Raw genomic sequence first — 14,655 nt, 5'->3', positions numbered from 1 at the left:
TAAGATTCACTGTAATCAGTAACCCCGCGACGTTATCGGCAGCCTGCCCCCTTCTCACCGAAAATCTTTAATCTGCAAATACAGTCATTTATAAGTTAGCACGTGCTTACTAACTTTTATTATCTGCTCTCTGCCACTGGTTCTGCTGACTATAGTGAATGTTCGGGCAGAACATCAGTGACGGCGTCGCGGCTGATTACAGTCAAGCTCACTGACTACAGTGAATGAAAACAGATAATCATCTAATTTATCAATATTTTTATCCTGTCAGCAATAGCGCCATTCTGTATCCAGCCCCCCACTGGCGATGAAACAGGTGACAGGGTTACTGATTACAGTGAATGTTTGTGGCTGCTGACCTGCTGCGCCCGCTCTGTCTGCTGACTACAGTGAATGTCAGAGCGGCAGATTGCCCGCAGGGAGGGCTAATCGGGCCTTCCACGCCACAACAGAGTGCTGATTGCAGTGAACCTCTTACTGATTACAGTGAATGTCTGGAGGATTCACCCTGCACTCATTGCCACTCTGCTGATTACAGTGAACGTCAGTGCCGGGCGATCAAACGGCTGATGATGGCCGCCCTGCCAGCTATCAGCTGTGCCGGCCGTTTACTGCTCTCGGTTCTTCGCCCCGGAATAAGGGATAGTGAATCTGCTGACTACAGTGAACGTTGTCACTCCTGCCCTCTTCTGCTCACTATAGTGAACGCTCGCTACGCTCAGGGCCTACTGATTACAGTGAACATCCGTGATGGTGCTGAGCGAGCACTCTGCCGTTACGCCGTCAGCTCAACAGCGCGGATACCGCCCCTGCCCGCCCTGGCTTGAGCCACTCAGCTGCTGATTACAGTGAACGTTTCAGCCTGGATGTGCCCTCTTTGCGACTTCAGATGGCATCCGCTACTGATTACAGTGAATGTTTCATCTGGTTTTCTGGCCTGAATGGCTCTGTCTGGCTTCGGGGCTACTGACTACAGTGAACGTTACTACCGGACTCAGCCAGTAAAGCAGGCGATTCAATATGAAAGCGCGGCTTCGGGTCGCTCAGATGAAAGCTGCCTCTGCCAATCCCGCCATCATGAAGGAAGCGCTTTTCATATCTGGCCCTCCTTTACTGATTACAGTGAACGTCACAGTTGGCTGGTGTAGTCAGATTCAACCTTTAACAGCAAACCTTCTCCGCTTCCTGATGCAGAACCCGGCTGACTGCTCATGCTCATTACAGTGAATCTGTAGTGCAGTCCCTGCTGATTATAGTGAACGTTGCTCGCAGTTAACCCGGTAAAGCTATTTAGCATTGCGATAATAGTGTGATGAAGCTCACTACAACCTGAGCTGTTACATAAAAACGCTGTTTATGTTGATAAGATAATTTATTGCCTCATGTGCAGCATTTCTGTATAAAGTCGTAAATCCTACATGTTTGGAGCATTTATGGCGAACGATGACAGGCAGGTAATGAAAGTTGCGCAGCGGTCGGAACGCATGCTGTTGAGCCTTACCGAGCAGATCCAGGCGCAAAAGCAGGAGCTGCATGAAAATACCTATTATCAGGTCTACGCAAAGGCGGCGTTAGCCAAGCTGCCAAAACTGACACGCGCCAGCGTCGATTATGCCGTCAATGAGATGGAAGAGAGCGGCTATCAGTTTGATAAACGCGCTGCCGGTTCTTCCGTAAAATATGCGATGTCGATTCAGAACATTATCGATATTTATCATCATCGTGGCGTGCCGAAGTACCGCGATCGCCATAAAGAAGCCTACACCCTGTTTGTCGGCAACCTGAAAGGTGGCGTCTCTAAAACGGTTTCTACCGTTTCGCTGGCACATGCGCTGCGCGCGCATCCGCATCTGTTATATGAAGATTTGCGTATTCTGGTCATCGATCTCGATCCCCAGTCTTCCGCCACCATGTTTCTGAATCACGAACGTTCCGTCGGGCTGGTGGAAGCCACCGCTGCGCAGGCGATGTTGCAGAACGTCTCGCGTGATGAGCTGGTAAATGAGTTTATTGTCCCTTCGATTATTCCAGGGGTGGATGTACTGCCCGCCTCTATCGACGATGCGTTTATTGCCTCAAGCTGGGATGAACTCTGCGCTGAACATCTGCCAAAGCAGAATGTGCATGCGGTGTTGTATGACAATGTGATCGCCAAACTGAAAAAAGATTACGACTTCATCTTCATTGATAGTGGCCCGCATCTGGATGCATTTCTTAAAAATGCCATTGCTGCTTCTGATCTGCTGATGACGCCGGTGCCACCGGCGCAGGTCGATTTCCACTCGACGCTGAAATATCTGACGCGCCTGCCTGAGCTGATTGGGATTATTGAAGATTCCGGTGCCACCTGTCGGGTGCAGGGTAATATCGGATTCATGTCCAAGCTCTCCAACAAAGCTGATCACAAGCTCTGCCATAGCCTGGCTAAAGAGATTTTTGGTGGCGATATGCTGGATGCTGCCCTGCCCCGCCTGGATGGTTTCGAACGCTGTGGCGAATCCTTTGATACCGTCATCTCAGCAAATCCTTCAACCTACGTCGGCAGTAGCGAAGCGCTGAAGAATGCCCGTTCCGCCGCAGAGGACTTTGCCAAAGCCGTCTTCGATCGCATCGAATTTATTCGCCTGAACTGAGGTTTGTATGAGCGCAAAAAGAATCACCATTGGCAGAACCTTCAGCCAGACTCCGCTGGTTAATGAGGCTAGCGAGAGTCAGCACACGCAGACCTTTGTACTGACGACCGGCAAGCGTGCGCAGTTCCATTTCGAGCGCATCGCCGCCAGCGATGTTGAAAGCAAAACCTTCGTGACGATGGAAACCAATGGTCGCGATCAGGCGGGCCTGACTCCCGAGTCGCTGCGCGACATTATCCGCACCATCAAATTGCAGCAGTTCTTTCCCGCTATCGGCGTGATGCGTGAGAATCGCATTGAGATTCTGGACGGTTCACGGCGTCGTGCCGCCGCGCTCTACTGCAAAACGGGTCTGGATGTGCTGGTAACGGAGAGCGCTATCACGCCTGAAGAAGCACGCCGGCTGGCGCAGGATATTCAGACTGCACGCGAGCATAATCTGCGTGAAGTCGGGATGCGTCTGTTAGCGCTGAAAGAGGGCGGTCTGTCGCAGAAAGAGATTGCTGAAAATCAGGGCCTGTCGCAGGCCAAAGTGACCCGCGCTCTACAGGCCGCCAGCGTACCGGCTGATCTCATCCTGCTGTTCCCTAATCATGCCGAATTAACCTACCCCGATTATAAAGCGCTGTTGCAGGCCGCTGACAAGCTGACTGAATCGGGTCAGACGGTTGAAGCGTTGATTGCTTCGATCTCACACGAGATTGATGTGGTCTGTGCCCGTGAAGGTCTGGCCGAGGATGAAGTTAAAAATCACATTCTTCGGCTGGTGCGTCAGGGCAGCCAGACGCTGGTAAAAGAGCCGGAAAAAGATAAAACCCAGGCGACCGCGCTTTGGTCTTTTGCCGATAAAGATCGCTTCGCACGCAAGAAGGTGCGTGGCCGGATGTTCAGTTATGAATTCAACCGACAGTCAAAAGAGTTGCAGGATGAGCTGGACAAGGTTATCGCTGAAACGCTGAATAAATATCTGTCACGCTGAGTGAGTCAGAATGAGCTGAAGCCAGTGCGAATCCTCCGCTGGCTTTTTTTATGCCTGACAGACGCCTGCCACAGGGATAAAAGGTGAATGGATAAAATTTCAGGCTGAAATCGCCAGCGTTTCAGTCGGGATATAAGTAATAATATATTGTTTTTAAAAGATTATCTTTGAAGGTGAAGGTGAAATTTCGCCTGAAATTGGATGCTATTGCCGCCAGCCGTCATAACTGAGTGCGGTTAAGAATCAGCTGCCGTGCACCCGCACTGAAACGTCAGACTTTATCTCTGTAACCATGCCAGTGACTGAGGCTGATTCAATAGTAACCAATCCTGACAAAACCTGATCGACCTTCTGCTCATCTCACTACACTCTCCTTTCAGTGCTCAGGCTAACCCACGCCGCCATCTGTGTCGCCAGCGCTTATCCGGGCTTAAGCTGTTGTTTATACAGCAGCGACTGTGGCGATTTCAGCCTGAAATCGCCAGGGTAAAGACCAGACAGTATGCCTGGACAGTGGCTGAACAGCCCACTTTCCTCCCGATAAGCCCTCGCCTCCGGCCAGAGTAACCACGTGCAAAAAGATACTCAGAAACTATCCCTCAGTTATCCACAGAAAAAGTGGATAACTTTTTCACTCCGCTTTAGCTGTATCTGCTGTGTATGGCGGGATGGCACTGATCAAACCGGTTCGGCAATCTGCGCATGCCTTGCAGACTAAATCTGCTGCGCAATCAGGCAGCCTGAGAGGCGGTGATAAGATGACGCCAGGTGACTGTTTCCACTCTGTATTGCTTTGTTCCTCTCTCACGCCAATAAAAACCGTACTGCTAAAGCCAACTCAGAAATAGCGTCTACACTTCTTTACCCAATCGGTAAATGTGTTCCATTTCTATTCCGTCGGAAATCCATTCAGACGGATGTTTAACTTGTTAATGGCAGGGATATTATGAGTACGAATACACCAGACTCTGGTGATGCGGGCGATCACGCGCCGGCCGATACAGTACGCCAGCGTATTTTTTTAGTGGTGCTGGTTGCCACGATGGGCGCGCTGGCCTTTGGTTACGATACCGGGATTATCTCGGGTGCCTTACCCTATATGACGTCACCGCCCGATCAGGGCGGTCTGGGCCTGAACTCTTTCACTGAAGGGCTGGTCGCCTCTTCACTGGTTTTCGGTGCCGCCATCGGTTCTTTTCTCAGTGGTTTCTTCTCCGATCGCTTTGGCCGTCGCATTACGTTGCGCAGCCTGGCGGTGATCTTTGTGCTGGGCTCGCTGGGAACCGCACTGGCTCCTTCGGTCAACGTTATGGTGGCGATGCGCTTCCTGCTGGGTATCGCCGTCGGCGGCGGCTCCTCGACGGTGCCGGTGTTTATCGCTGAAATTGCCGGTCCCCGCCTGCGCGCGCCGCTGGTCAGCCGCAATGAACTGATGATTGTTACCGGTCAGCTGATTGCCTATGTCGCCAGTACTTTGCTCAGCTATCTGCTGCATGATGAGCATCTGTGGCGCTATATGCTGGCGATTGCGATGGTGCCTGGCCTGCTGCTGTTTATCGGCACCTTCTTTGTCCCCGCTTCCCCACACTGGCTGGTGGCGGAGGGGCGTCTGAAAGAGGCGAAAAAAATCCTTAAATACCTGCGCGAAACACCGCGTGAGGTCCGCCATGAAATGGCGCAGATGAAAAAGCAGGCGAGGGCCAGCGAGCGCGGACCGGATGCGAAAACCCTGATCCGGGAGAAGTGGGTGATTCGGCTGATGATCATCGGGGTCGGGCTGGGCTTTGTCGCGCAGTTCACCGGCGTCAACGGATTTATGTATTACACCCCGATTATCCTTAAATCGACCGGTCTGGGCACCAGCGCCTCCATTGCCGCCACCATCGGTAACGGCGTGGTCTCGGTGCTGGCGACTTTTGTCGGCATCTGGGCAATCAGCCGCTTCCCGCGCCGTACCATGCTGATCACCGGCCTATGCCTGGTTGTTACCGCGCAGATACTGCTTGGCAGCGTGCTGACCTTTATGAGCTCCAGCCTGATGCAGAGCTATCTCGCCCTCGCCTGTATTCTGCTGTTCCTGTTCTGTATGCAGATGTGCATCTCGCCGGTCTACTGGCTGATGATGTCGGAGCTGTTCCCGATGCAGCTGCGCGGTGTACTGACCGGTGGCGCTGTCTCACTCCAGTGGATTTTTAACGCAGTCGTGGCGTTTGGTTTCCCGCCCGTCATGGAATATGCCGGCAGCACCACCTTCTTCATCTTTGCCGCGATCAACGTCGGTTCACTGATCTTCGTTCTGACCATGGTGCCGGAGACGCGCGGTAAAAGTCTGGAAGAGATTGAGTCCCATATGAAAGAGAAGTTTGGTGGCAAGTCTCAGGAGGCTGAAGCTCACTAATAGCCCAACCGGATTCAGCGTTGAAGCTGAATCCGGTTTTTATCCTGCCAGCCCCATTTCCTTTCTCCTGGTTTTATTCTCTCTATTGCGTCGGCTATTCTCACTGTGACTGACAGCGTTACACCCCTCAAACATTCACTGTAATCAGTAATCTTAATCTGGTTGATTTATGAGCACCCGTGGCGATTTCAGGCTGAAATTCTCCCTGCGCGGTTGGCGATTTCAGGCTGAAATTGGTCATCTTCAGTAGCAGAAAAGGGGGAGTTTTTCCGTCAGTGAAAGGTCAACACAACCTTTTTTCTGCTGAAATTAATCAGCGGTTGACTGGGCTCAGAGCCCGTGGGCTGGCGCAGTAGCGCGATAATTCGCTGCTGTTTAGCTATGGGGGGATGCGCGTCAGTTATTATGCCGGTAAACCGGTTACTACCACGAAATCCCGATGGCGAAAGTATGGATGTTCTGTACCAGGGCGGCAGGGTTGGTGCCTCCTGTTCGGTACCCGTTCAGGGCAGCCATCAGAGGTGGCAGGCGATAACGGATCTCTCTCGTTAAGGTGGGTGACCAATGCAATTTACTCTATCTGGAAAAGGACTATGAACCGGACGTTGAAAACGGTAGCGCGCTGGGCCAGACGCTCAGTTATCGGTATCGGGCTACTGTTACTGCTGTTGCTAGTGATCCGAATCTATGAGGCGGAGCGGGGGCCGGAGCTTCATCGCTGGCATACATGGGTTCCGCATGAGTTGACGGCAGAGCAGCTCGATCAGAGCAGCTATCGTGACTATCTCACGGCGGAGAATCGTCTGTTCACAGAGATGAAGCAGCAGGTCAGCGATCAGCTGGCAGCGGAAGAGAAAACGCCGCTTAACCGTTACTATGCCCAGAGCATGATTTATCCGGGCCAGTTCAGTCAGGACTGGAACCGCTCTTATATCCTGCAACCCGCCGGAACGCCGCGCGGTGCCGTGGTGCTGTTACATGGTCTGACTGACAGCCCCTACAGCCTGCGCCATGTGGCGGACGTCTATCGTCAGCAGGGCTACGTGGCGGTGGCGTTACGATTACCGGGTCACGGCACGGTCCCGGCAGGGCTGACCGATGTTGACTGGCAGGACTGGATGGCGGCTACGCGCTTAGCGGTGCGTGAAGCGACCCGGCTGGCGGGCACCCAGACGCCACTGCATCTGGTGGGTTTTTCCAACGGCGGAGCGCTGGCGGTAAAATATGCGCTCGACAGCCTCAGCGATCGCAGCCTGCGTCGCCCGCAGCAACTTATCCTGCTGTCACCGATGATTGGTGTGACCCGCTTCGCGCGCTTTGCCGGTCTTGCCGGGCTGCCTTCCCTGTTTCCGGCCTTTTCCAGAACCGCCTGGCTGAATATCGTGCCGGAGTTTAACCCGTTTAAATATAACTCCTTCCCGGTGCATGCCGCCCGGCAGACCTACCTGCTGACCCAGGCGCTGCAAAAGGAGATTGCGCAGTCGGCGCGTCAGCAGCAGTTAACGGACTTTCCGCCGGTGCTGACCTTCCAGTCGGTGATGGATTCCACCGTCAGCACCCCTTCAGTGATACGTGCGTTATATAACAATCTGCCAGCCAACGGCAGCGAGCTGGTGCTGTTTGATATTAATCAGGCGGTCAGCGTCAGCCCGTTATTCCGTCACTCTTCCTACATGGCGGTGAACCAGTTGTTGCCTCCCGCCCGGCGTCATTATGCTTCGACCGTGATCACTAACGCTTCTGCCACCTCGTTAAACACCGTGACAAAAAGCGTACACGCCGGGGAAACCACTGAGCGAATCGCGCCACTGGCGATCGACTATCCGGCGGGGCTCTTTTCCCTGTCGCACGTCGCGATTCCTTTTCCGGCACAGGATGGTCTCTATGGCAGCGAGCCGGTGCAGAAAAATCAGTTTGGCATCAGCTTTGGCACCTTATCGCTGCGGGGCGAAAGTGCGGTACTGATTGTCGGGCTGGATTCAATTATGCGCGCCACCTCTAATCCGTTTTACCCCTATATGATCGATCGTATCGATCACCACATCCGTTGCAGTGATCAGCCCGACCTGGCGGCGTGTCTGAACCGTTTCTGATGGCTGGCGGGTAAAAGCCCGCCAGCGACGGGCATCAGACTATATCGCGTTGAGCTTTTCCATCACTTCATCCGACAGCATCAGGCTGGCGCTGTCGAGATTCTCATGCAGATGCGCTGGCGAGGAGGTGCCGGGAATTAGCAGAATGTTAGGCGACCGTCGCAGCAGCCACGCCAGCGCCACCTGCATCGGAGTGGCGTTCAGTGAACTGGCGACCTCATTCAGCTGAGAAGATTGCAGCGGCGAGAAGCCACCCAGCGGAAAAAAGGGCACATAAGCGATGCCCTGCTGCGCCAGCTGATCGACCAGCACGTCATCCTGGCGGTGAACCAGGTTATACATATTCTGTACGCAGACGATGGGCGTCATCGCCTGCGCCTCGGCGATCTGCGCGGCAGTGACGTTACTCAGGCCGATATGTCGAATCAGCCCGCGCGCCTGCAACGCCAGCAGCGCTTCGAGCTGAGGCTCCAGCGAACCCTCTTTGGGTTTAGCCGGATGCAGCATACTGCGCAGATTCACCACCTCCAGCCTCTCCAGGCCGAGATGACGCAGGTTATCTTCCACTGCGCGGGTCAGCGCGTCCGGCTCCATCGCCGCCAGCCACCCGCCTTTGGCATCGCGGCGGGCCCCCACTTTGGTGACGATACAGAGATCCTGCGGATAGGGGTGCAGCGCTTTTCTGATCAGCTGATTGGTGGTATGCGGACCGTAAAAATCGCTGGTGTCGATATGGTTCACGCCAGCGGCGACGGCATCGCGTAAAACCTGAATGGCGCGCGCCTCATCTTTGACCGGGCCAAAGACTCCAGGCCCGGCCAGTTGCATCGCGCCGTAGCCAAGGCGGTTGACCTCACGATCGCCCAGTGGATAACTCATGGTGATGTCTGACATAGAAACCTCCTGCGTGAATGTAGATTAATTGTAATGGTGATTTAGCTGTGCAACTATCCGGTGGAATCGGGACAGACTGTACGGGCTGATGCACAATGGCGATCGATATGGCGTTACTGGATGCGGTAGTGGCAGTGGCTAAGGCGGGCGGATTCCGTGAAGCGGCGCGCGTAACAGGCAGCAATGCCTCACGACTGAGTGATGCCGTTCGCCGCGCCGAGCAACAGCTGGGAATACGTTTGTTTCATCGTACCACCCGCACCGTGGTGTTAACGGAGGCGGGCAGGGCGCTGATGGAGCGTCTGCTGCCAGCCATCAGCGAGGTTAACGCCGCGCTGGATGCGGTTAACCGCTTCCGGCATACGCCAGGCGGGACGCTGCGGCTCAACGTGCCGGTCAGCGCCACCCGGCTGGTCTTACCGGCGCTGGTGCCCGAATTTCTGCGGCGCTATCCTGATATCCGGCTGGAGATTGTCGCGGAAAGCAACGTTCAGGATGTCTTCCGGGACAACTGCGACGCCGGGATCCGCTACGAAGAGCGGCTGGAACAGGATGTGGTGGCGATGCCGATAGGCCCGCGCCAGCAGCGCTTCGCACTGGCCGCCTCACCGGCCTATCTGGCACAGTATGGCCGTCCCGCACATCCCCGCGATCTGATCCATCATCGGTGCCTGCGGGGGCGATATGCCAGCGGCATCATGGCCGACTGGACTTTCAGCTGTGAGGGTGAGGAGGTCAGCGTCGATGCCCGTGGCCCGCTGGTGGTGAGCATCGGCGGGGCGATGGATCTGGCGGTAGAGGCAGCGATTGCCGGAAGCGGGGTGATTTATCTGTTTGAAGAGTGGCTGCGACCGGCGCTTAACAGCGGCAGTCTGGAGCCGCTGCTGCAACCCTGGTGGCTGACCTTCTCCGGTCCCTGGCTCTATTACAACGATCGGCGTCTGATACCGGCACCGTTACAGGCGTTTATCAGCTTCGTGCGTGAGGTCAACCTCAGCTATACCAGCTGAAACCCTGAGGCACCCGCGAGAACCCGGCGTGTCGTAACGCATTCAGCAGCGGCGACTGCGACACCGGCAGACCATCAACTTTCTCCAGCGTGAAACTCGCCGCCTTTTCCCGCTTCAGCGCCACGCCCAGCGCCGCGACGGCGGCCTGCTGTTGCGCGCTGTCCCCGCTAAAGGTCAGCAGCTCTTTACCTCCCTGCGGCAGATAAAGCACCAGCGCACCGCCGGCGATCACCACCCGCGCGCCCTGACGGCGCGTAGGCCGGGTGCCGCTGACCGGGACCGGCCAGCCCAGCATGGCTCCAAAAGGGTTGGCCGGGTCCATCGCGGCCAGCGCAACCGCTGCTGTGGTCTCCATTGGGTTATCCGCCAGCGCCCGCAGCCGTGCAATGGTTTGTTGATCGGCAAACTGCGCGCCACCCGCGCCCGCCACAAAACGACCGCGCAGCAGTCGTCCGGCATCCTCCATGCTGCGCAGCACCGGCTGCAACGCCGGAAATCCACCCGGCATCGGTTCGGCTAATGCGCTGCCGCGGGTAATTACTCCATAGCGATCGAGCAGGTTTTCCGCCAGCGCCAGTGCCCGGCGGGCAGAAGCGATGTCGCGCCGGTTAATCAGTGACCAGCGCCCGGCCAGGGTGTTTACCGCCGGCGCACGAGCGGGGAGACTGCCCGGCGTAAAGCGCTGACCAAAGCGGGTGCGCAGTGTGCGGGCCGGACGGGAGCGGCTCGCGCCGGGTGAACTGAGCAGGCCACGTACCGCGATCCAGCTATCGGTGGTGAGATAGCCCTGCCAGGCGAGCTGCCATAACGTGGTAGCAACATCGCTTAGCGGCTGGTCAGCCTCATCCAGCCGCGCCGCGATTTCATGAGCAAACCAGGCACCGCCACGCTCCAGCAAATCAATAATCGCCTGCTGTAACGGCGTCAGCGGCAGTGAACGGTCAGTGATCGGCAGCGTCTCATCGGCGAACTCAGTGAGATGCAGGGAGATCACCCCCTCATTCTGGCCCAGCGCTTTGTGACCGCACCAAATCACTTCGCCGCCGGTCAGCAGTTCATCGAGCATGGCCGGTTGATAATCGCTGACTCTGGCCCGCAGAATCTGCGCTTCCCACAGGGAGGCGGGCAGCGCCACGCCAGCAAGCTGCTCAATAACCCGCAGCACGCCGCTGCTGCCCTGCAAGGGTTCCCGCTGATGGGTGGCGGAATGGATCACGCCGTGACGCTCCAGCAGCAGGCTGACCCAGGCAGCAGGGGGAACTGGCCGGGTTGCCTCACGCGCTGTTTGCAGTGAACGTAACCGCAGCCGTTTAAAAACTTCCGTGGCGACCCACTCCGCTTCCGTTTCGCCCGCTGCCGCACCCAGATTCAGCAGGCTGCCTTGCTGATGCAGCGAAAGCAGCATCTCAGCGATCACCGCGACACCTGTACCGAAATGATTCGCCAGCTGCTGTGCGGTAAACAGCGTATGGGTGCGGGCATAGCGGCTGACCAGATCGCGCAGAGGATGGGCCAGCGGCTGCAAAAAGGTGTCAGGCAGGTCAGCGGGCACGCTGGTTCCCAGCGCATCGCGCAGCCGGGCGGCATCTTCAATTATCGCCCAGCGCTCCTCACCGGCGATAACGACCGGGATAATCCGCCGGACGGCGGCAAACTGTGCCAGCGCCTCCGTCACCGCCTGCCGATCGCCCTGATAACGCGCTGTAATCGCGGCGGTGGAGAGCGGACCCAGCTCGCGCAGCAGGTCGATTATCCCTTCGGGGTGATGCGGCTGATAGCGTCGCTCATGGCGCTGTAACGTCTGTTCTGCTTCAGCGATCACGGCGGGTGCCAGCAAATCACGACTGCGGGGCTGGCCGAGCAATTCGCCCAGCAGATGAGTATCGAGCGCCAGTAACGACGCCTGCCGTTCCGCCTGGGGGGCATCGCTGGCATAGATAAACTCTGCGACATAGCCAAACAGCAGGGGCGCGGCGAAAGGGGAGGGGTGATCGGTGATGACTTCACTCAGCTGCACGCTGCCGTCTGTCAGCTGCTCCATCAGATGATGCAGCGCAGGCAGATCGTAAACATCCTGCAAGCATTCGCGCGCGGTTTCGATCAGGATCGGGAAATCATCATACTCACGCGCCACCTCCAGCAGCTGACCGGCGCGCAGCCGCTGCTGCCACAGCGGAGAGCGTTTGCCGGGGTTACGCCTCGGCAGCAGCAAAGCGCGTGACGCACATTCCCGGAAGCGGGCGGCAAACAGCGCTGACTGACCGACACTTTCGGTCACGGTCCGGGTCAGGCTGTCGGCATCGAACAGAAACAGACTGGCGTCTGGCAGGGCGCCGTCGCTGTCGGGAAAGCGGGCGACAATACCGTCATCGCTGGCTGCCACCGCAGCATCTATCCCCATACGGCGCTGAATACGCGCGGCGATAGCCAGCGCCCAGGGAGCATTGACCCGTTTTCCCCATGGAGAGTGCAGGATCACCCGCCAGTCGCCCAGCTCATCGCGGCAGCGTTCCAGCAGCAGCGTGCGATCGTCCGGGATCACCCCGGTCGCGGCGCGCTGTTCAGCCAGCAGCGCCAGCAGATTGGCGACCGCATTGGCATTCAGTCCCAGCGCGTTCAGCTGCTGTTGCGCTTCGGGCGGCGTCGCACTGTTCAGCTGACGCAAAAACCGGCCGAGGCTGGCCCCGGCGTCCGCTGAGCGGCCGATGCCTTCTCCGCGCCAGAAGGGGAGACGTGCCGCACGGCCCGGTGCGGGCACCACCACCACCTGATCGTGGGTGATCTGCTGAATCCGCCACGAGGAGGCACCCAGCGTAATGATGTCATTGACCCGCGACTCATAGACCATCTCTTCATCCAGTTCACCCACCCGCCGCGATCCCGCCTGCTCCTCACCCTCCGGCAGGATGACGCTGAACATGCCGCGATCGGGGATGGTTCCGCCGCTGGTAACGGCCAGATGCTGCGCGCCAGGCCGCGCTGTCAGCAGACCGCTCTGGCGATCCCACACCAGCTGCGGACGCAGCTGAGCGAACGCCTCTGACGGGAATTTTCCCGCCAGCATATCGAGCGTGGCATCGAACAGCCGCCGCGACAGCGCGCGAAATGGATCGGCGCGCCGTACCCGGTTGAACCACGCATCGGCCTGCAACGGCTCCATCGCCACCGCCGCCAGCGTCTGCTGCGCCAGAATATCCAGCGGATTACGCGGCGGTGACAGCGCCTCGATCTGACCCGCGCGCATCGATTGCACCGTCACGGCGGCATCCAGCAGATCGCGTCGGGTTCGCGGCAACAGAATGCCGGTGGAGACCCCACCAACCTGATGGCCAGCGCGACCGACCCGTTGCAGCGCGCTGGCTACCGACAGCGGCGCGCCGACCTGGATCACTAAATCCACCGGCCCCATATCTATCCCCAGTTCCAGACTTGAGGTGGCCACCACGCAGCGCAGATCGCCCTGTTTCAGCGCAGACTCAATCCCGCTGCGCTGCTCCTTTGAGACGGAGCCGTGGTGAGAGCGGGCAATCGGCGCCTCGCTGCTACTCTCATCGGCTGCCTCCGGCCGGGCGAGATAACGCGCGTTAAGACGAGCCGTGAGTTTTTCCGCCAGGCCGCGCGAATTCACAAACACCAGCGTGGCGCGGTGCGCCAGCACCTGTTGCAGGATACGCGCCTCAATCGCGGGCCAGATTGAGGGCGTGGCGGAAGGTTCCTCACCCAATACTTCCGCGTCGCTGGCCATGTCGGTCATATCCGCAACGGGCACCTCAATGGTGAGGTAAAGCGTGCGATCGGCGGCCGGATTGACAATCAGCGCAGGCTGACAGCCAGCGAGAAAGGCGGCGATTCGCTCAACCGGACGCACCGTGGCGGAAAGCCCGATACGCTGCGCGGGCTGTGGCAGCAGCGCATCAAGCCGTTCAAGGCTCAGCGCCAGCTGCGAACCGCGTTTGGTGCCAGCGACCGCATGTACCTCATCAACAATAACCGTGGTGATCCCTTGCAGGGTATGGCGCGCTTTGGAGGTCAGCATCAGAAACAGCGATTCAGGCGTGGTAATCAGAATATCGGGCGGACGGCGCAACAGCTTTGCCCGCTCCGCCGCGGGCGTATCGCCGGTGCGCATACCGATATTCAGCCGGATCTCGGGCTCGCCGCGCTTCTGCCGTTCCGCGTAAACCCCCGCCAGCGGCAGATCCAGGTTGCGCTGCACGTCCGCCGCCAGCGCTTTGACCGGGGAGATATAGAGAATATGGGTGGTGGTTTCAGATGTAACGCGCGGCTGGCGGGTGCGGGCCTGGATCAGCGAATCGATGGCGGTGAGAAAGGCTGCCAGCGTTTTCCCGGAGCCGGTAGGGGCGATCACCAGCGCATGCTGACCGCTGGCGATGGCCTGCCAGGCGGCCTGCTGAACCGGGGTCGGGGCGGCAAAGGCGGCTGAAAACCAGCGTTGCGTGGCCGGGGAAAACAGGGATAACGCCTTGTCAGATTCGGTTTTCGACATCGTACTCACGGCACCACACAGCCATCACGCTCAGAAAAACAGTCTGTTGAGTGTAAGTGAAAATCGCGGTTTGTGGCGGGGGCGGGCCGGTTGCCGCTGCGATCTTCATCACTCTGGCTTGTCAGATGCGGGGCTGCGGCA

7 protein-coding genes are annotated in these 14,655 nt (G+C 57.8%); 5 read left to right on the top strand and 2 right to left on the bottom strand.

Translation table 11 applies throughout. The features are described from left to right. The first annotated feature begins 1,433 nt into the window (after nucleotides 1-1,433). The 4 genes from ACCW71_RS07670 to ACCW71_RS07655 all read left to right on the top strand — a co-directional run bounded on the left by ACCW71_RS07670 (nucleotide 1,434) and on the right by ACCW71_RS07655 (nucleotide 8,103). The gene (locus ACCW71_RS07670; protein WP_436370590.1) at nucleotides 1,434-2,633 is read left to right on the top strand and encodes an AAA family ATPase; all 1,200 of its coding nucleotides are present in this window, start codon (nucleotides 1,434-1,436) and stop codon (nucleotides 2,631-2,633) included. Between the two features lie 7 nt (nucleotides 2,634-2,640). Beyond that, nucleotides 2,641-3,612 (top strand): ParB family protein, encoded by a 972-nt coding sequence (locus ACCW71_RS07665; RefSeq protein ID WP_436370589.1) that lies wholly within the window; start codon nucleotides 2,641-2,643, stop codon nucleotides 3,610-3,612. Between the two features lie 946 nt (nucleotides 3,613-4,558). Then, nucleotides 4,559-6,010 carry a sugar porter family MFS transporter gene (locus ACCW71_RS07660; protein ID WP_436370588.1) on the top strand — a complete coding sequence of 484 codons (1,452 nt, stop codon included), beginning with the start codon at nucleotides 4,559-4,561 and terminating at the stop codon, nucleotides 6,008-6,010. A gap of 593 nt (nucleotides 6,011-6,603) precedes the next feature. After that, the gene (locus ACCW71_RS07655; RefSeq protein ID WP_436370587.1) at nucleotides 6,604-8,103 is read left to right on the top strand and encodes an alpha/beta hydrolase; all 1,500 of its coding nucleotides are present in this window, start codon (nucleotides 6,604-6,606) and stop codon (nucleotides 8,101-8,103) included. A gap of 39 nt (nucleotides 8,104-8,142) precedes the next feature. Here the strand turns inward: ACCW71_RS07655 and ACCW71_RS07650 are convergent, their stop codons facing one another. Beyond that, nucleotides 8,143-8,997 (bottom strand): aldo/keto reductase family oxidoreductase, encoded by an 855-nt coding sequence (locus ACCW71_RS07650; RefSeq protein WP_436370586.1) that lies wholly within the window; start codon nucleotides 8,995-8,997, stop codon nucleotides 8,143-8,145. Between the two features lie 95 nt (nucleotides 8,998-9,092). Here ACCW71_RS07650 and ACCW71_RS07645 point away from each other — a divergent pair, with 95 nt between their 5' ends. After that, nucleotides 9,093-10,007, top strand: a complete 915-nt coding sequence (locus tag ACCW71_RS07645) for a LysR family transcriptional regulator (protein ID WP_436370585.1) — start codon at nucleotides 9,093-9,095, stop codon at nucleotides 10,005-10,007. On the opposite strand, the gene ACCW71_RS07640 is transcribed toward ACCW71_RS07645, so the two are convergent. Then, the gene (locus tag ACCW71_RS07640; RefSeq protein ID WP_436370584.1) at nucleotides 9,991-14,514 is read right to left on the bottom strand and encodes an ATP-dependent helicase; all 4,524 of its coding nucleotides are present in this window, start codon (nucleotides 14,512-14,514) and stop codon (nucleotides 9,991-9,993) included. The two genes, ACCW71_RS07645 and ACCW71_RS07640, sit on opposite strands and share 17 nt — an antisense overlap. Nucleotides 14,515-14,655 lie beyond the last annotated feature (141 nt).

This window comes from Pantoea sp. C2G6 (genome assembly GCF_051336815.1).
Classification (GTDB): domain Bacteria; phylum Pseudomonadota; class Gammaproteobacteria; order Enterobacterales; family Enterobacteriaceae; genus Pantoea.
Note: the sequence above shows the minus strand (reverse complement) of the source record. Positions and strands in the feature narration are given on the sequence as shown.

Excerpts from the sequence above, each read along its gene's own strand:
- ACCW71_RS07650 (WP_436370586.1), bottom strand. The coding sequence starts at position 8,997 with ATGTCAGACATCACCATGAGTTATCCACTGGGCGATCGTGAGGTCAAC.
- ACCW71_RS07645 (WP_436370585.1), top strand. The coding sequence starts at position 9,093 with ATGGCGATCGATATGGCGTTACTGGATGCGGTAGTGGCAGTGGCTAAG.
- ACCW71_RS07660 (WP_436370588.1), top strand. The coding sequence starts at position 4,559 with ATGAGTACGAATACACCAGACTCTGGTGATGCGGGCGATCACGCGCCG.
- ACCW71_RS07665 (WP_436370589.1), top strand. The coding sequence starts at position 2,641 with ATGAGCGCAAAAAGAATCACCATTGGCAGAACCTTCAGCCAGACTCCG.
- ACCW71_RS07670 (WP_436370590.1), top strand. The coding sequence starts at position 1,434 with ATGGCGAACGATGACAGGCAGGTAATGAAAGTTGCGCAGCGGTCGGAA.
- ACCW71_RS07640 (WP_436370584.1), bottom strand. The coding sequence starts at position 14,514 with ATGTCGAAAACCGAATCTGACAAGGCGTTATCCCTGTTTTCCCCGGCC.
- ACCW71_RS07655 (WP_436370587.1), top strand. The coding sequence starts at position 6,604 with ATGAACCGGACGTTGAAAACGGTAGCGCGCTGGGCCAGACGCTCAGTT.